The 17,514-nt window shown below is 71.6% G+C and carries 18 protein-coding genes; 13 read left to right on the forward strand and 5 right to left on the reverse strand.

Annotated features, from left to right (window positions below):
* Positions 1–1,119 carry a transaldolase gene (gene tal / locus VM636_RS23200; protein WP_030420031.1) on the reverse strand — a complete coding sequence of 373 codons (1,119 nt, stop codon included), beginning with the start codon at positions 1,117–1,119 and terminating at the stop codon, positions 1–3.
* A gap of 42 nt (positions 1,120–1,161) precedes the next feature.
* Positions 1,162–3,249 (reverse strand): transketolase, encoded by a 2,088-nt coding sequence (tkt, locus tag VM636_RS23205; RefSeq protein WP_338485566.1) that lies wholly within the window; start codon positions 3,247–3,249, stop codon positions 1,162–1,164.
* A gap of 374 nt (positions 3,250–3,623) precedes the next feature.
* Here tkt and VM636_RS23210 point away from each other — a divergent pair, with 374 nt between their 5' ends.
* The 3 genes from VM636_RS23210 (at position 3,624) to VM636_RS23220 (ending at position 6,529) form a co-directional block, all read left to right on the forward strand.
* Positions 3,624–4,577, forward strand: coding sequence for a heme o synthase (locus VM636_RS23210; RefSeq protein ID WP_199809373.1), 954 nt, complete (start codon positions 3,624–3,626; stop codon positions 4,575–4,577).
* Positions 4,578–4,673: 96 nt separating this feature from the next.
* On the forward strand, positions 4,674–5,018 hold the full coding sequence (locus tag VM636_RS23215; protein WP_030420028.1) for a hypothetical protein: 345 nt from the start codon (positions 4,674–4,676) through the stop codon (positions 5,016–5,018).
* 404 nt (positions 5,019–5,422) lie between these two features.
* Positions 5,423–6,529: an amidohydrolase family protein gene (locus VM636_RS23220; RefSeq protein WP_053912645.1), complete on the forward strand. Its 1,107-nt coding sequence runs from the start codon at positions 5,423–5,425 to the stop codon at positions 6,527–6,529.
* 7 nt (positions 6,530–6,536) lie between these two features.
* Here VM636_RS23220 and VM636_RS23225 read toward each other — a convergent pair whose 3' ends face one another.
* The 3 genes from VM636_RS23225 to VM636_RS23235 all read right to left on the reverse strand — a co-directional run bounded on the left by VM636_RS23225 (position 6,537) and on the right by VM636_RS23235 (position 9,460).
* Entirely contained in the window at positions 6,537–7,544 is a 1,008-nt protein-coding gene (locus VM636_RS23225; protein WP_030420026.1) for a COX15/CtaA family protein, read from the reverse strand.
* Between the two features lie 219 nt (positions 7,545–7,763).
* A complete protein-coding gene (locus VM636_RS23230; RefSeq protein ID WP_030420025.1) occupies positions 7,764–8,540 on the reverse strand; it encodes an ABC transporter permease in 777 nt (258 codons plus the stop codon).
* The gene (locus VM636_RS23235) at positions 8,537–9,460 is read right to left on the reverse strand and encodes an ABC transporter ATP-binding protein (RefSeq protein WP_078855882.1); all 924 of its coding nucleotides are present in this window, start codon (positions 9,458–9,460) and stop codon (positions 8,537–8,539) included. Before VM636_RS23235 ends, VM636_RS23230 begins: the two co-directional genes overlap by 4 nt.
* 331 nt (positions 9,461–9,791) lie before the next feature.
* Here VM636_RS23235 and VM636_RS23240 point away from each other — a divergent pair, with 331 nt between their 5' ends.
* The 10 genes from VM636_RS23240 (at position 9,792) to VM636_RS23285 (ending at position 17,426) form a co-directional block, all read left to right on the forward strand.
* Entirely contained in the window at positions 9,792–10,523 is a 732-nt protein-coding gene (locus tag VM636_RS23240; RefSeq protein ID WP_030420023.1) for a transcriptional regulator, read from the forward strand.
* A complete protein-coding gene (sufB, locus tag VM636_RS23245; RefSeq protein WP_030420022.1) occupies positions 10,520–11,941 on the forward strand; it encodes a Fe-S cluster assembly protein SufB in 1,422 nt (473 codons plus the stop codon). Before VM636_RS23240 ends, sufB begins: the two co-directional genes overlap by 4 nt.
* A 63-nt stretch (positions 11,942–12,004) precedes the next feature.
* On the forward strand, positions 12,005–13,234 hold the full coding sequence (gene sufD, locus VM636_RS23250; protein WP_051821301.1) for a Fe-S cluster assembly protein SufD: 1,230 nt from the start codon (positions 12,005–12,007) through the stop codon (positions 13,232–13,234).
* The gene (locus VM636_RS23255; protein ID WP_030420020.1) at positions 13,231–13,548 is read left to right on the forward strand and encodes a non-heme iron oxygenase ferredoxin subunit; all 318 of its coding nucleotides are present in this window, start codon (positions 13,231–13,233) and stop codon (positions 13,546–13,548) included. Before sufD ends, VM636_RS23255 begins: the two co-directional genes overlap by 4 nt.
* Before the next feature lie 7 nt (positions 13,549–13,555).
* Positions 13,556–14,320: a Fe-S cluster assembly ATPase SufC gene (gene sufC, locus VM636_RS23260; protein WP_053912646.1), complete on the forward strand. Its 765-nt coding sequence runs from the start codon at positions 13,556–13,558 to the stop codon at positions 14,318–14,320.
* Positions 14,317–15,573: a cysteine desulfurase gene (locus VM636_RS23265; RefSeq protein ID WP_030420018.1), complete on the forward strand. Its 1,257-nt coding sequence runs from the start codon at positions 14,317–14,319 to the stop codon at positions 15,571–15,573. The genes sufC and VM636_RS23265 overlap by 4 nt, the downstream gene beginning before the upstream one ends.
* A gap of 16 nt (positions 15,574–15,589) precedes the next feature.
* Complete coding sequence (gene sufU / locus VM636_RS23270; protein ID WP_030420017.1) at positions 15,590–16,057, forward strand: Fe-S cluster assembly sulfur transfer protein SufU; 468 nt, start codon at positions 15,590–15,592, stop codon at positions 16,055–16,057.
* Positions 16,054–16,386 (forward strand): metal-sulfur cluster assembly factor, encoded by a 333-nt coding sequence (locus tag VM636_RS23275; RefSeq protein WP_030420016.1) that lies wholly within the window; start codon positions 16,054–16,056, stop codon positions 16,384–16,386. The genes sufU and VM636_RS23275 overlap by 4 nt, the downstream gene beginning before the upstream one ends.
* A gap of 183 nt (positions 16,387–16,569) precedes the next feature.
* The gene (locus VM636_RS23280) at positions 16,570–16,890 is read left to right on the forward strand and encodes a multidrug efflux SMR transporter (RefSeq protein ID WP_030420015.1); all 321 of its coding nucleotides are present in this window, start codon (positions 16,570–16,572) and stop codon (positions 16,888–16,890) included.
* Positions 16,890–17,426 carry a TetR family transcriptional regulator gene (locus VM636_RS23285; RefSeq protein ID WP_053912647.1) on the forward strand — a complete coding sequence of 179 codons (537 nt, stop codon included), beginning with the start codon at positions 16,890–16,892 and terminating at the stop codon, positions 17,424–17,426. The genes VM636_RS23280 and VM636_RS23285 overlap by 1 nt, the downstream gene beginning before the upstream one ends.
* Positions 17,427–17,514: the final 88 nt, after the last annotated feature.

Below are 17,514 nucleotides of genomic sequence, written 5' to 3' on the forward strand. Positions count from 1 at the left end.
CTAGCCCTCCGAGGGGGCGAGGCGACGCAGCTCCGCCTCGGTCGACTTCAGCAGGTCGTTCCAGGACGCCTCGAACTTGTCGACGCCCTCGTCCTCCAGGAGCTGCACCACCTCGTCGTAGGAGATGCCGAGCTTCTCGACCGCGTCCAGGTCGGCGCGGGCCTGCTCGTAGGTGCCCGAGACGGTGTCGCCGGTGATCCGCCCGTGGTCCTCGGTGGCCTGGAGCGTCGCCTCCGGCATGGTGTTGACCGTGTTCGGCGCGACCAGGTCGGTGACGTACATCGTGTCGGCGTACGCCGGGTCCTTGACGCCGGTCGACGCCCACAGGGGCCGCTGGCGGTTGGCGCCCTCGCGCTCCAGCGCGTTCCAGCGGTCGGAGGAGAAGACCTCCTCGTACGCCTGGTAGGCGAGGCGGGCGTTGGCCACGGCGGCCTTGCCGCGCAGCGCCTTGGCCTCGTCGGTGCCGAGCGCGTCGAGCCGCTTGTCGATCTCGGTGTCCACGCGGGAGACGAAGAAGGACGCGACCGAGTGGATCAGCGACAGGTCCAGTCCGCGCTCCCGGGCCTTCTCCAGACCGGTCAGGAAGGCGTCCATGACCTTGCGGTAGCGCTCCAGGGAGAAGATCAGCGTGACGTTGACGCTGATGCCCAGGCCGATGGTCTCGGCGATCGCCGGGAGCCCGGCCTCGGTCGCCGGGATCTTGATCAGCGTGTTGGGCCGGTCCACCAGCCAGGCGAGCTGCTTGGCCTCGGCGACCGTCGCCTCCGTGTGGTGGGCGAGGCGCGGGTCCACCTCGATGGAGACCCGGCCGTCCTTGCCGTCGGTGGCGTCGAAGACGGGGCGCAGGATGTCGGCGGCGTCGCGGACGTCCGCCGTGGTGATCATCCGGATGGCCTCCTCGACGGTCACCCCGCGGACCGCGAGGTCCGCGAGCTGACGGTCGTAGCCGTCACCCTGCGAGATCGCCTTCTGGAAGATCGACGGGTTGGTGGTGACGCCCACGACGTGCTGCTGGTCGATCAGCTCGGCGAGGTTGCCGGACGTGATCCGCTTGCGCGACAGGTCGTCCAGCCAGATCGCGACGCCCTCCTGGGAGAGGCGCTTCAGTGCGTCTGTCATGGAAAATGCATCTCCTATGTTCCTGTGTGCCGTGTACGAGCGTCAGCGCCGGGCCGCGGCCAGCGATTCCCGGGCGGCGGCGACCACGTTCTCGGGGGTGAAACCGAACTCGCGGAAGAGGGTCGGACCGTCGGCCGAGGCACCGAAGTGCTCCAGGGAGACGATGCGCCCGGCGTCCCCGACGTACTTGTGCCAGGTCAGCCCGACACCTGCCTCCACCGCGACACGGGCCTTGACGGAGGGCGGCAGGACGCTGTCCCGGTACCCCTGGTCCTGCTCCTCGAACCACTCCACCGACGGCATCGACACCACCCGGGTGGGCACGCCGTCGGCCTGCAGGCGCTCGCGCGCCTCGACGGCGAGGTGCACCTCCGAGCCGGTGGCGACGAGGAGGACCTGCGGCTCGCCGCCCTCGGCCTCGAACAGCACGTAGCCGCCCCTGGCCGCGTCGTCGTTCGGCTCGTAGACCGGCACGCCCTGGCGGGTGAGGGCCAGGCCGTGCGGGGCGCCCTTGCCGAACTCCTTGGTCCAGCGGCGCATGATCTCGCGCCAGGCGATCGCCGTCTCGTTGGCGTCGGCCGGCCGGACCACGTTCAGGCCCGGGATGGCGCGCAGCGAGGCCAGGTGCTCGACCGGCTGGTGGGTCGGGCCGTCCTCGCCCAGGCCGATGGAGTCGTGCGTCCACACGTACGTCACCGGCAGGTGCATCAGCGCCGACAGCCGCACCGCGTTGCGCATGTAGTCGGAGAACACCAGGAAGGTGCCGCCGTAGATGCGCGTGTTGCCGTGCAGGGCGATGCCGTTCATCTGCGCGGCCATCGCGTGCTCGCGGATGCCGTAGTGGATGGTGCGGCCGTACGGGTCCGCCTCGGGCAGCGGGTTGCCCTCGGGGAGGAAGGAGCTGGTCTTGTCGATCGTCGTGTTGTTCGAGCCGGCGAGGTCGGCGGAGCCGCCCCACAGCTCGGGCACGAGGGCGCCGAGCGCCTGGAGTACCTTGCCGGAGGCGGCACGGGTGGCGACGCCCTTGCCCGTCTCGAAGACCGGGATCGCCTCCTCCCAGCCCTTGGGCAGCTCGCCCTGGGCGATCCGGTCGTACTCGGCGGCGCGCTCCGGGTTCTGCTCCCGCCACTGCCGGAAGGACTCCTCCCACGCCGCGCGGGCGGCCCGGCCGCGCTCCAGGGCCTTGCGGGTGTGCGCGATGACCTCGTCGGAGACCTCGAAGGTCCGCTCCGGGTCGAAGCCCAGCACGCGCTTGGTGGCGGCCACCTCCTCGTCGCCGAGGGCCGAGCCGTGCGACGCCTCGGTGTTCTGCGCGTTGGGGGCGGGCCAGGCGATGATCGACCGCATGGCGATGAAGGACGGCCGGTCGGTGACCCGCCGCGCCTCCTCGATCGCCCGGTGGATGGCGTGCGGGTCCAGGTCGCCGTTCTCCTGGGGGGCCACCCGCTGCACGTGCCAGCCGTACGACTCGTACCGCTTGACCGTGTCCTCGGAGACCGCGGTCTCCGTGTCGCCCTCGATCGAGATGTGGTTGTCGTCCCAGAGCAGGACCAGGTTGCCCAGCTTCTGGTGCCCGGCGAGGGAGGACGCCTCGGCGGAGATGCCCTCCTGGAGGCAGCCGTCACCGGCGACGCAGTAGACGAAGTGGTCGAAGGGGGACTCGCCCGCCGGGGCCTGGGGGTCGAACAGCCCGCGCTCGTAGCGGGCGGCCATCGCCATGCCGACCGCGTTGGCGACGCCCTGGCCGAGCGGCCCGGTCGTCGTCTCCACACCGGTCGTGTGGCCGTACTCGGGGTGCCCCGGGGTCTTCGAGCCCCAGGTGCGGAACGCCTTCAGGTCGTCCAGCTCCAGGCCGAAGCCGGCCAGGTAGAGCTGGGTGTAGAGGGTCAGGGACGAATGTCCGGCGGACAGCACGAAGCGGTCGCGCCCGACCCAGTCCGCGTCGGCGGGGTCGTGCCGCATCACCTTCTGGAAGAGGGTGTACGCGGCGGGAGCCAGGCTCATCGCCGTACCGGGATGGCCGTTGCCAACCTTCTGTACGGCGTCGGCGGCCAGGACGCGGGCGGTGTCCACCGCCCGCTGGTCCAGCTCGGTCCACTCGAGGTCTGCGGTGGTCGGCTTGGTGCTCACCCTGAGTCAGGGCTCCTCTCCGGTGTCGGAAGCCGGTGTACATGACGCTCACCGGGTGCCGGCGTATCCGTACGCGGCCGGCCATTGCCGAGCCTACCCCCGTAAGTACGTGCGTTTTTCCCCGGAAACCCGACTGCCGGGGGTCTTCCCGATCCGCCTGCCGACCGGGGGAAACGGCATTTGGACAAGTGAATACGCGGCCGCTCATCCGACTGCTCAATCGACTCCGCGTACGCACGTCGGAGCGCCCCTTTCCGCACGACCCCACCCCCCCGCGAAGAGCCGGGGTATCGGCAACGTCTAAAGTGGCGTGGTACGCGCGAGCCTTTACCGGCACTTCACACGGAGGGCTTGCTGGGATGTCTCTGTCAGGGGTGTGCGTGACGGCCGTTGAATCCCGTCCTGCGGGGGTTATCGGGACGAGCCAGAGCCCGAGTCACCGGCCGTTCGGGGCCCGTGTCAAGGCGTTCGTGGCACTGACCAAGCCGCGGATCATCGAGCTTCTGCTGATCACCACGGTTCCGGTGATGTTCCTGGCCGAACAGGGCGTCCCCGACCTGCGGCTGGTGCTGCTCACCTGTGTCGGCGGCTACCTCTCCGCGGGCGGCGCCAACGCGCTGAACATGTACATCGACCGTGACATCGACGCGCTCATGGACCGCACCTCGCAGCGTCCGCTCGTCACCGGCATGGTCAGCCCCCGCGAGTGCCTCGCCTTCGGCATCACCCTGGCGATCGTCTCGACGCTGATGTTCGGCCTCACGGTCAACTGGCTCTCCGCCTGGCTCGCCCTCGGCGCGCTCCTCTTCTACGTGGTCGTCTACACGATGATCCTCAAGCGGCGCACCTCGCAGAACATCGTGTGGGGCGGCATCGCCGGCTGCCTGCCGGTGCTGATCGGCTGGTCCTCCGTGACCAACTCGATGTCCTGGGCGCCGGTCATCCTCTTCCTGGTGATGTTCTTCTGGACGCCGCCGCACTACTGGCCGCTGTCCATGAAGGTCAAGGAGGACTACGCGCGCGTGGGCGTGCCCATGCTCCCGGTCATCGCCTCCAACAAGGTCGTCGCCCGCCAGATCGTGATCTACAGCTGGGTGATGGTCCTCGTCTCGCTGCTGCTGACGCCGCTGGGCTACACCGGCTGGTTCTACACGGTGGTCGCCCTGCTGGCCGGCGGCATGTGGCTGTGGGAGGCGCACGGGCTGCAGAACCGGGCCAAGGCCGAGGTCACGGGCGTCAAGCTCAAGGAGATGCGCCTCTTCCACTGGTCCATCACCTACGTCTCCGTGCTCTTCCTGGCCATCGCGGTCGACCCCTTCCTGCGGTAGCCGGCGTCCTCCTCGCCTCCGACGGGCGGGGTGCGTGGCCCAGGCCACGCACCCCGCCCGTCGCCGTTCGCGCTACCCGTCGGTAGCATCCTGGGCATGGCAGACACGCAGCAGGTTGACGCGAAGACCGGCGCCGGGCACGGACGCCAGGTGGCCCGGCTCGCGCGGTGGATCGACACCTTCGCCAAGGCGCACGGCGGCGCCGAGGGCCAGGTCTCCTACGTCGGCGAGCGCGGCGCCCGCATCGTGCTCGTCGGCGCGGACGGCACCTGGGGCGACCTCATGGCCCCCTCGTACGAGAGCGCCCGGCGGGCCGTCGCGAAGTCCGGGATCACCGTCCACGACGCCTTCGACGGCGAGTTCGCGGCGCGGGTGAAGACGGGGCCCTACGAGTGGTCCCGCATGGCCGGCCTCCAGGTCGGCGGTCCGAAGAACGGCTGACGCGGGCGTGGCCCGGCCGGCATCAGCCGGCGCCCCTGGCGCGGCCTGACGGCCCTCCGGTGCTCCCGGCGCGGCCCGACGTCCCGCGGCCCGACGTCCCGCGGCGTTCCCCCGCGGGAAGGACACCGGCCCGGCGCGGGCGCCGACACGCCCGGCGGTGCTCCGCCGTGCCGTGAGGCGGCCACCCGGCGTGGCGCGCCGGGCGGGACCGGGCGCCGTGCCGCGGGCCCGCTCCGGCGCACCGCCGGCCCGCACGTCCGGCGTCCCGCCCGCGGGGCCGGCCCCGGCTCTCCCCGTCCGGTGACACGCCCGGCCTCGTCCCGGGGCAACACCTCGGCACCGGTTCACCCGTTGGAAGCGGTGAGGCCGGCCGGCGCGAGCGCGCACGGGGTGGGGGAGTCGGGATGATCGAGACACCGTTCCTGGTGGACCAGCACTGCCACGGGGTCCTGCGCAGGGAGCTGGGCCTCGGCACGTTCGAGGCGCGGCTCGGCCGTACCGAGGGTCCGCCCGCGCCGGGCACCACCCTCTTCGACACGCAGACCGGGTTCGCGGTCCGCCGCTGGTGCCCCCCGCTGCTCGGGCTGGAGGCGCACTGCCCGCCCGCCCGCTACCTCGCCCGGCGCCGCGAACTGGGCGCCCTGGAAACCGGCCGGCGGCTGCTGCGCGGCAGCGGCATCACCACGTACCTGGTCGACACCGGCCCGCCCGGCGACCTCTCCGGTCCCGCCGAGATGGCCGCCGCGGGCGGGGCGGGCGCCCGTGAGATCGTGCGCCTGGAGCCGCTCGCCGAGCAGGTCGCCGACACCTCCGGCACCGTCGAGTCCTTCCTCGCGAACCTCGCCGAGGCGGTGCACGCCTGCGCCGGGCACGCGGTCGCCTTCAGCTCCGTCGCCGGCGTCCGCCACGGACTGGCCCTCGCCCCGGAACCGCCGGGCCCCGGCGAGGTGCGCGGCGCCGCCGGCCGCTGGCTCGCCGGGCGCGAGGCCGGCGGCGAACTCGGTGACCCGGTGCTCCTGCGCCACCTGCTGTGGAGCGCCGTGGCCTCCGGCCTGCCGCTGCAACTGCACACCGGGCTCGGCGAACCGGGCCTGCGCCTGGACCGCACCGACCCGGTGCTGCTCACGGAGTTCGTCCGGGCCACCGCCGGGCTCGGCACCGATCTGGTCCTGCTGCACGGCTACCCGCACCACCGTCAGGCCGCCCACCTGGCCGCCGTCTTCCCGCACGTGCACACCGACGCGGGGGCCTCCCTCGCGCGAACCGGCGTGCGTGCCGCGGCGGTGCTGGCGGAGGTCCTGGAGCAGGCCCCCTTCGGCAAGGTGCTCTTCTCCACCGGGGCCCGGGACCTGCCCGAACTGCACGTGGTGGGCGCCCGGCTCTTCCGCGAGGCGCTGGAGCGGGTGCTGGGCACCTGGGTGGCCGAGGGGGCGTGGTCCCGTACGGACGCGCGCCGCGTGGCCCGCCTGATCGCGGCGGACAACGCGGCACGGGTGTACGGGCTGGAGTGAGCCGCGCTCAGGCGGGGGTCAGCGAGGACTCCTCGGCCGGACCGGGCACGCCGGTCTTTGCGAGCGGCCGTTCCCGCAGCGCGAGCAGCACCCGGACCGTGGCGATCCACACCAGGCACGAGCCGAACATGTGGAGGCCGACCAGGACCTCGGGCAGGTCGGTGAAGAACTGCACGTAGCCGAGGACGCCCTGGAGCAGCAGGATGACGAAGAGGTCCCGGGTGCGGGCCGAGGGGCCGCGGGGCGCGTCGACGGCCTTGAGCACGAACCACAGGGCGAAGGTCAGCGTCACCACGACCCACGCCAGCACGGCGTGCAGCTTGGAGACCATCTCCCAGTCGAGCGGCATCCGCGCCACCTCGCTGGAGTCGCCCGCGTGCGGACCGGCGCCGGTGACCACCGTGCCCACCGCGATCAGCAGCACGCACACGGCGACCAGCACCCACACCAACTGGCGCACGGCCGCGCCGACCAGGGGGCGTGGCGCCGCGTCGCCCTCCCCGGCGCGCTGCCACATCACCGTCGCCACCGCGATCAGCGCGGTGGACAGCATGAAGTGCGCGGCCACCGTGTACGGGTTCAGGCCGACCAGCACGACGATGCCGCCGAGGACCGCGTTGCCCATGACGACCCAGAACTGGAGCCAGCCCAGCCGGACCAGATCGCGCCGGTACGGCTTCTGCGAGCGGGCGGCGACGATCGCCCAGCCGACGGCCGCGCACAGCACGTAGGTCAGCAGGCGGTTGCCGAACTCGATGACCCCGTGCAGTCCCATCTCGCGGGTGCTGGTGAGCGAGTCGTCGGTGCACTTCGGCCAGGTCGGGCAGCCCAGCCCGGAGCCGGTCAGCCGGACGGCGCCGCCGGTGACCACGATGACCACCGCCATGACGAGCGCGGCGAGGGCCGCCCGCCGGACCGTCCGGGGGTCCGGGGTCCAGCGTGCGGCGATGAAGGCGAGGGGATTGCGCACGGCGGCGGTGGCGTCGGCACGGGTCACGTTTGGCACGCCGTCCATGGTAGGGGGCCGCTTGTGCACGCTTTCACGAGGGTCCGGCTCCGGCCCTGCGCACGGCTCCCGCAGGACCGGCACCGTCTCCCGGCCGGCCGCGGGAGTCGGCGGGCGGCCGGCGTGCCGGGCCATGCCGGGTACCCGCGGCCGGCGCGGGCTCCGGCCGGCCGTGCCGTGCCGCGTACTCGGGGTCGGCGCGGGCTGCGGCCGGCCGTGCCGCCCCGGTCACTCCCAGCGGAAGAACCTGCCGGCCGCGGCGAGTCCGGCGACCGCCCACACGGCGAGGACGCCGAGGTCGCCCCAGGGGACCGACGCCCCGTGCTGGAGCACGTCCCGCAGCCCGTCCGAGAGCGCGGTGATCGGCAGCAGCCCCAGGACCGCCTGCGCGGCGTCCGGGAAGCGGTCCAGCGGCACCACGACCCCGCCGCCCACGAGCAGCAGCAGGAAGACCAGGTTGGCGGCGGCGAGCGTGGCCTCCGCCTTCAGCGTGCCCGCCATCAGCAGTCCGAGGCCGGAGAAGGCGGCCGTGCCGAGGGCCAGGAGCAGCACCACGGCGAACGGGTTGCCGTGCGGCGACCAGCCCAGCGCGAAGGCGATCGCCGTCAGCAGGATCACCTGGAGCACCTCGGTGACCAGCACGGCCAGCGTCTTGGCGGTCATCAGCCCCCAGCGCGGCAGCGGGGAGACGGCGAGCCGCTTGAGCACCCCGTAGCGGCGTTCGAAGCCGGTGGCGATGGCCTGTCCGGTGAACGCGGTGGAGAGCACGGCGAGCGCCAGGATGCCCGGGGCGAGGAAGTCGACGGCCGCGCCCTCGCCCGTGTCGACGATGTCCACGGAGCTGAACAGCACCAGCAGCAGCGCCGGGATGATCACCGTGAGCAGCAGTTGCTCGCCGTTGCGCAGCAGCATCCGCGTCTCCAGCATCGCCTGGGCGGCGATCATGCGGGGGAGCGGCGCGGCCCCGGGCCGGGGCGTGAAGGTGCCGGGGGGCGTGGTGGTCATGCGCGCAGCTCCTTGCCGGTCAGCTCCAGGAAGACGTCCTCCAGGGTGTGCCGCTCCACCGAGATGCGGTCCGGCATGACCCCGTGCTGGGCGCACCAGGAGGTCACCGTGGCGAGCAGTTGCGGGTCGACGGTGCCGGTCACCCGGTAGGAACCGGGTGCCAGCTCGGCGGCCGAGGAGTGCGCCGGGAGGGCCTTGAGCAGGGAGGCGACGTCGAGCCCGGGGCGTCCGGTGAAGCGCAGCGTGTTCTCCGCGCCGCCGCGGCACAGCTCCTCGGGCGAGCCCTGGGCGACGACCCGGCCGGCGTCGATGACGGCGACGTCGTCGGCGAGCTGCTCGGCCTCGTCCATGTGGTGGGTGGTGAGGATCACCGACACGCCGTCGGCGCGCAGATCGCGCACCAGGTCCCAGGTGGCGCGGCGTGCCTGCGGGTCGAGGCCGGCGCCGGGCTCGTCGAGGAAGACCAGTTCGGGGCGGCCGACCACGGCCATGGCGAGGGCGAGCCGCCGCTGCTGGCCGCCGGAGAGCCGGCGGTAGCCGGTCCGGCCGCAGGAACCGAGCCCCAGGCGCTCGACGAGGTCGTCCACGTCCAGCGGGTGGGCGTGCAGCGCGGCGACGTGGCGCAGCATCTCGTCGGCGCGGGCGCCGGAGTAGACGCCGCCCGACTGGAGCATCACGCCGATCCGGGGCCGCAGCGCGGGGCCCTGGGCCACCGGGTCGAGGCCCAGGACGCGTACCGTGCCGGAGTCCGGCCTGCGGTACCCCTCGCAGATCTCGACCGTGGTCGTCTTGCCGGCGCCGTTGGGGCCGAGGACGGCGGTCACGCCCGCTCGGGCCACCAGGTCGAGGCCGTCCACCGCGGTCTTCGTGCCGTACCGCTTCACCAGGGCCTGGACCTGGACCACGGGCTCGCTTCGCATGGGTCCAGAGTCTAGGGACGCGCCGGGCGCCCCCGGCGGGCGGGTGGGGGAACCCCCGCGCGCGGGACGGCGCTCCCGGTGGCCGTCCGGGGGCCACTCCGGCGGCCGTCCGGCGTGTCGCGCGGGGAGTGCGTGCGGGCGGTGCGGCCCGGTCGGAGGGGGTGCGCGGGGGCGCGGCCGGAGGCGCGCGGGAGGGCGCGGGTGAAGCCGGAACGATCGATCAAAGATCGTTTCCGCAGGTCGGCTTAGGTATGCCTAAGTGACGGAGCGCACCTTAGGGTGATCCGATCACGGGTTGCCGGGCCCGGATGAATTACGCAACAATGGCGTTGTGAAAAACGTTGGCGAGGCTCCGCGAGAGGAACTCGCGACCGGTGAGCGATCCACGCGCAACCGCGTCGCGCGCTCCATCCTGGTCCACGGGCCGTCGACGGTGGCCGCGCTGGCCGGGCGTCTCGGCCTCACCCAGGCCGCCGTGCGGCGGCACCTGGACGCGCTGGCCGCCGACGACGTCGTCGAAGCCCGTGAGCAGCGGGTCTACGGCGCGCGCACGCGCGGGCGGCCCGCGAAGGTCTTCGCGCTCACCGACTGCGGGCGCGACGCCTTCGACCAGTCCTACGACAAGCTCGCGGCGGACGCCCTGCGCTGGATCGCCGAGCGCGAGGGCGGGCAGCAGGCGGTCGCCGCCTTCGCCCGCGCCCGCTTCGCGTCCCTCGCGGGCTCCTACCGCAAGGCGGTGGAGGCAGCCCCTCCGCACCAGCGGACCGCGGCGCTGGCCAAGGCCCTGAGCGCCGACGGGTACGCTGCCACGGCGCGCAGCGCGCCTCCCCCGCAGCAGGGCGAGCAGCTCTGCCAGCACCACTGCCCGGTCGCCCACGTCGCCGGAGAGTTCCCGCAGATCTGCGAGGCGGAGACGGAGTTCTTCGCCGAACTGCTCGGCACGCACGTGCAGCGCCTGGCGACCATCGCGCACGGCGACGGTGTCTGCACCACCTTCGTCCCCCAGACTTCCACGAACACCGACAACGCATCCGCACGCACGGCCGGGAGGAACCCCGCATGACTCTCCCCACGGAGACTGCCCACCCCGAACTCGAGGGCCTGGGCAAGTACGAGTACGGCTGGGCCGACTCCGACACGGCCGGCGCCTCCGCCAGGCGCGGCATCAACGAGGACGTCGTCCGGGACATCTCCGGGAAGAAGTCCGAGCCGGAGTGGATGACCAAGCTCCGCCTCAAGGGCCTCAAGCTCTTCGAGAAGAAGCCCATGCCGAACTGGGGCTCGGACCTGTCGGGGATCGACTTCGACAACATCAAGTACTTCGTGCGGTCCACGGAGAAGCAGGCGCAGTCCTGGGAGGACCTGCCCGAGGACATCAAGAACACCTACGACAAGCTCGGCATCCCGGAGGCGGAGAAGCAGCGCCTGGTCGCCGGTGTCGCCGCGCAGTACGAGTCGGAGGTCGTCTACCACCAGATCCGCGAGGACCTGGAGGAGCAGGGCGTCATCTTCCTGGACACCGACACCGCGCTCAAGGAGCACCCGGAGCTCTTCAAGGAGTACTTCGGCACCGTCATCCCGGCCGGTGACAACAAGTTCGCCGCGCTGAACACCGCCGTGTGGTCCGGCGGCTCCTTCATCTACGTGCCCCCGGGCGTGCACGTGGAGATCCCGCTCCAGGCCTACTTCCGGATCAACACCGAGAACATGGGCCAGTTCGAGCGGACCCTGATCATCGTCGACGAGGGCGCGTACGTGCACTACGTCGAGGGCTGCACCGCCCCGATCTACAAGTCGGACTCGCTGCACTCCGCGGTCGTCGAGATCATCGTCAAGAAGAACGCCCGCTGCCGCTACACGACCATCCAGAACTGGTCGAACAACGTCTACAACCTGGTCACCAAGCGCGCCGTCGCCTACGAGGGCGCCACCATGGAATGGGTCGACGGCAACATCGGCTCCAAGGTGACCATGAAGTACCCGGCCGTCTACCTCATGGGCGAGCACGCCAAGGGCGAGACCCTGTCCATCGCCTTCGCGGGCGAGGGCCAGCACCAGGACGCCGGCGCCAAGATGGTCCACATGGCCCCGAACACGTCCTCCAACATCGTCTCCAAGTCGGTGGCGCGCGGCGGCGGCCGTACCTCCTACCGCGGGCTGATCGAGATCGGCGAGGGAGCCCCCGGCTCCAAGTCGAACGTCCTGTGCGACGCGCTGCTCGTCGACACGATCTCCCGCTCGGACACCTACCCCTACGTGGACGTCCGCGAGGACGACGTGTCCATGGGCCACGAGGCGACCGTCTCCAAGGTCTCCGAGGACCAGCTCTTCTACCTGATGAGCCGCGGTCTCTCCGAGGACGAGGCCATGGCGATGATCGTGCGCGGCTTCGTCGAGCCGATCGCCAAGGAACTGCCGATGGAGTACGCGCTCGAACTCAACCGGCTGATCGAGCTCCAGATGGAAGGCGCGGTCGGCTGACCCGGCCGCCCCGCCGCCCCCGTCACGCCACTTACGCAAAGGAAAGCGAGCACTACGACAGCCATGGCTGAGGCTCAGAACTCCCCCACGTCCTCGAACGCGCCGGGGCAGGGGGGACCCCCGCCGGTGGGTTCCACCACCGCCGGCGCGATCGCGGTGGCCGCCGAGGCGTCCTCGACGGTCGCCACCCGCATGAGCGCGCCCCCGTCCTTCGACGTGGCGGACTTCCCCGTCCCCCACGGCCGTGAGGAGGAGTGGCGGTTCACTCCGCTGGAGCGACTGCGCGGACTGCACGACGGCACCGCGGTCGCCTCCGGCGAGGCCGTGAAGATCGCGGTCGAGGCGCCCGAGGGCGTCACCGTGGAGACCGTCGGCCGCGACGACGCCCGGCTCGGCCGGACCGGCGCCCCGGTGGACCGCGTCGCCGCCCAGGCGTACTCCGCGTTCGCCGAGGCCGGCGTGATCACCGTCGCCAAGGAGGCGGTGCTCACCGAGCCGATCCGCATCGCCGTGCGCGGCGAGGGCGGCGTCGCCTACGGCCACCACGTGATCGAGCTGGGTGCCTTCGCCGAGGCCGTGGTCGTCATCGACCACACCGGTGACGCGGTGCTCGCCGCCAACGTCGAGTTCGTCCTCGGCGACGGCGCCAAGCTGACCGTCGTCTCCGTCCAGGACTGGGACGAGCGCGCCGTGCACGTGGGCCAGCACAACGCCCTCGTCGGCCGCGACGCCTCCTTCAAGTCCGTCGTCGTCACCTTCGGCGGCGACGTGGTCCGCCTCCACCCGCGCGTGGCGTACGCCGGTCCCGGCGGCGAGGCCGAGCTGTTCGGCCTCTACTTCACCGACGCGGGCCAGCACCAGGAGCACCGCCTTCTGGTCGACCACAACGTGCCGCACTGCAAGTCGAACGTCGTCTACAAGGGCGCGCTCCAGGGCGACGACGCGCACGCGGTGTGGATCGGCGACGTGCTCATCGAGGCCAAGGCCGAGGGCACCGACACCTACGAGATGAACCGCAACCTGGTGCTCACCGACGGCGCCCGGGTCGACTCCGTGCCCAACCTGGAGATCGAGACCGGCGAGATCGTCGGCGCCGGACACGCCTCCGCGACCGGCCGGTTCGACGACGAGCAGCTCTTCTACCTGATGGCGCGCGGCATCCCCGAGAAGGACGCCCGCCGCCTGGTGGTCCGGGGCTTCTTCGCCGAACTGGTCCAGCAGATCGGCGTCCCGGACATCGAGGAGCGTCTCATCGCCAAGATCGAAGAGGAGCTGGAGGCCGCGGTCGCATGACCTTCGTACGCGTCTGCGGACTGGCCGAGCTGGAGGAGGACACCCCCAAGCGGGTGGAACTCGACGGCACGCCGGTCTCCCTCGTGCGCACCGAGGGCGAGGTCTTCGCGATCAACGACATCTGCTCGCACGCGAACGTCTCGCTGTCCGAGGGCGAGGTCGACGACTGCCACATCGAGTGCTGGCTGCACGGCTCGCGCTTCGACCTCCGCTCGGGCAAGCCCGACAGCCTTCCGGCGACGCGCCCCGTCCCCGTATACCCCGTAAAGATCGAAGGGGACGACGTGCTCGTCTCCGTCACCCAGGAGTCCTGAGGCACCCATGGCAACGCTTGAAATCCGAGACCTGCACGTCACCGTCGAGGCCGACAACGCCACGAAGGAGATCCTCAAGGGCGTCGACCTCACCGTGAAGCAGGGCGAGACGCACGCCATCATGGGCCCCAACGGCTCGGGCAAGTCGACCCTCGCCTACGCCCTCGCCGGCCACCCCAAGTACACCGTCTCCGGCGGCACCGTCACCCTCGACGGCGAGGACGTCCTGGAGATGTCCGTCGACGAGCGCGCCCGCGCCGGCCTCTTCCTCGCCATGCAGTACCCGGTCGAGGTCCCCGGCGTCTCCGTCTCCAACTTCCTGCGCACCTCCGCCACCGCCGTCCGCGGCGAGGCTCCCAAGCTGCGGCACTGGGTGAAGGAGGTCAAGGAGACCATGGAGCGCCTCCACATGGACCCCGCCTTCGCCGAGCGCAACGTCAACGAGGGCTTCTCCGGCGGTGAGAAGAAGCGCCACGAGATCCTCCAGCTCGAACTGATCAAGCCGAAGATCGCGATCCTCGACGAGACCGACTCCGGCCTCGACGTCGACGCCCTGCGCGTCGTCTCCGAGGGCGTCAACCGGGTCCGCGGGACCGGCGAGGTCGGCACCCTGCTGATCACGCACTACACGCGCATCCTGCGCTACATCAAGCCCGACCACGTCCACGTCTTCGCCGACGGCCGGATCGCCGAGTCCGGCGGTCCCGAGCTCGCCGACACCCTGGAGAACGAGGGCTACGAGGCGTACACGAAGGGTGGCGTATCCGCGTGACACAGCTGCCGGGCCTCCTCGACACCGAGGCGATCCGCAAGGACTTCCCCATCCTGGACCGCCGGGTCCACGACGGGAAGACGCTCGTCTACCTCGACAACGCCGCGACCTCGCAGACCCCGCGCCAGGTCATCGACGCGCTCGACGAGTACTACGAGCAGCACAACGCCAACGTCCACCGTGGCGTGCACGTCCTCGCCGAGGAGGCCACGGCACTGTACGAGGGGGCGCGCGACAAGGTCGCGGAGTTCATCAACGCGCCCAGCCGCGACGAGGTCATCTTCACGAAGAACGCCTCGGAGTCGCTGAACCTCGTGGCGAACATGCTCGGCTGGGCCGACGAGCCCTACCGCGTGGACCACGAGACCGAGATCGTCATCACGGAGATGGAGCACCACTCCAACATCGTGCCGTGGCAGCTCCTCGCGCAGCGCACCGGCGCGAAGCTCCGCTGGTTCGGCCTGACGGACGACGGCCGCCTCGACCTGTCCGACCTGGAAGAGGTCATCAACGAGAAGACGAAGATCGTCTCCTTCGTGCTGGTCTCCAACATCCTCGGCACCCAGAACCCGGTCGAGGCGATCGTGCGCCGCGCCCAGGAGGTCGGCGCGCTGGTCTGCATCGACGCCTCCCAGGCCGCGCCGCACATGCCGATGGACGTCCAGGCCCTCCAGGCCGACTTCGTGGCCTTCACCGGCCACAAGATGTGCGGCCCGACCGGCATCGGCGTCCTCTGGGGCCGCCAGGAACTGCTGGAGGACCTGCCTCCGTTCCTCGGCGGCGGCGAGATGATCGAGACCGTGTCGATGCACTCCTCGACCTACGCCCCCGCGCCGTACAAGTTCGAGGCGGGCACGCCGCCGGTCGCGCAGGCCGTCGGCCTGGGCGCGGCCATCGACTACCTGAACTCGATCGGCATGGACCGGGTCCTCGCCCACGAGCACGCCCTCACCGAGTACGCGGTGAAGCGGCTGCTGGAGGTCCCCGACCTGCGCATCATCGGCCCCGCCACGGCCGAGGAGCGCGGCGCGGCGATCTCCTTCACGCTCGGCGACATCCACCCGCACGACGTGGGCCAGGTCCTCGACGAGCAGGGCATCGCCGTCCGGGTCGGGCACCACTGCGCGCGCCCGGTCTGCCTGCGCTACGGAATTCCTGCGACCACGCGAGCGTCGTTCTATCTGTACTCCACGCCGGCCGAGATCGACGCACTGGTCGACGGCCTGGAGCACGTACGGAACTTCTTCGGCTGACGGGACGAGCGATCGCATGAAGCTGGACTCCATGTACCAGGAAGTGATCCTGGACCACTACAAGAACCCGCAGGGCCGGGGCCTGCGGGACGGCGACGCCGAGGTGCACCACGTCAACCCGACGTGCGGCGACGAGATCACGCTGCGCGTGAAGTACGACGGTACGACGGTCAAGGACGTCTCCTACGAGGGCCAGGGCTGTTCCATCAGCCAGGCGTCGGCCTCCGTGCTGAACGAACTGCTGGTCGGCAAAGACCTGGCCGAGGCGCGTCGCATCCAGGAGACCTTCCTGGAGCTGATGCAGTCCAAGGGCAGGATCGAGCCCGACGAGGCGATGGAGGACGTCCTGGAGGACGCCGTGGCGTTCGCCGGGGTGTCCAAGTACCCGGCCAGGGTCAAGTGCGCCCTGCTGAGCTGGATGGCCTGGAAGGACGCGACGGCCCAGGCGCTGGACGGCGCCGGCGCCCAGAAGGAGACGGCATGAGCGAGACCGTGGAGATGAAGCCGGCCTCGGAGGAGGAGGTCCGCGAGGCCCTGATGGACGTCGTCGACCCCGAGCTGGGCATCGACGTCGTCAACCTGGGCCTCATCTACGGCATCCACGTCGACGAGTCGAACATCGCGACCATCGACATGACCCTGACGTCGGCGGCGTGCCCGCTGACGGACGTGATCGAGGACCAGGCGAAGTCCGTCACCGACGGCATCGTCAACGAACTGCGGATCAACTGGGTCTGGATGCCGCCGTGGGGCCCCGACAAGATCACGGACGACGGCCGCGAGCAGTTGCGGGCCCTGGGCTTCAACGTCTGAGCCGTCGTAGCGGCCGTCGGACCGCGGTCCCTTCCGTACCGGCGTGTGCCGGAGCACCACCCCGTGTCACCGGAGACGGCGGCGCCCCGCGCGGGCGTCGCCGTCTCCTCGTGCGCGGGGCCGGGGCCCGCGCGGGCGGACCGGCCCCGTTCCCGGGCAACGCCGTTATGTACGCTCGTACACATGGGATATCTGCTGCTCGCCGCAGCCATCGCCGCCGAGGTTGCCGGGACCACCGCCATGAAGTACAGCGAGGGCTTCAGCCGGCTCGGGCCCTCGCTGCTGACGCTCCTCGGCTACGTCGTCTCCTTCGCCCTGCTGGCCCAGACGCTCAAGACCCTCTCGGTCGGCACCGCCTACGCCATCTGGTCGGGCATCGGCACCGCCGCGATCGCCACCATCGGGGTGATGTTCATGGGCGAGGGGCTGACCGCCGCCAAGGCCGCCGGCATCGCGCTGATCATCGTCGGGGTGGTCGTGCTCAACCTGGGCGGCGCGCACTGATGGCCCGCCGCCACGACCCCGGCCGGCGCCAGCGGATCATCGACGCGGCGATCCGGGTCGTCGGACGCCGGGGCATCGCCGGGCTCAGCCACCGCGCGGTCGCCGCCGAGGCCGACGTGCCGCTCGGCTCCACGACGTACCACTTCGCCACCCTGGACGAACTGCTCGTGGCCGCACTGCGGCAGGCCAACGAGGGGTTCGCCACCGTCCTCGCCGAGCACCCCGCCCTCGTCGACCCGCACTCCGACCTGGCCGGGGCACTCGCCGGGGTGCTCGGCGAGTGGCTGGCGGGCGACCGCACCGGGGTGGAGCTGGAGTACGAGCTGTATCTCGCCGCGCTGCGCCGCCCCGCCCTGCGCCCGGTCGCCGCCGAGTGGGCCGAGGAGGTGTCGGGGCTGCTCGCCCACCGCACCGACCCGCCGACGGCACGGGCGCTGGTCGCCCTGATGGACGGGATCTGCCTCCAGGTGCTGCTGACGGGCACCCCGTACGACGAGGCGTACGCCCGTGGGGCGCTGGCCCGGCTGCTGGGATGAGGTCCGGACCCGGGGGCGGCGCGGACGCGGGCGCCGGGTGCCCGGAGGCGGGCTCGGGCGGGGCACCCGGCGTGTCCCGGGTGCTTCG

Origin of the sequence: Streptomyces sp. SCSIO 75703 (assembly GCF_036607905.1) — a bacterium.
GTDB lineage: Bacteria > Actinomycetota > Actinomycetes > Streptomycetales > Streptomycetaceae > Streptomyces.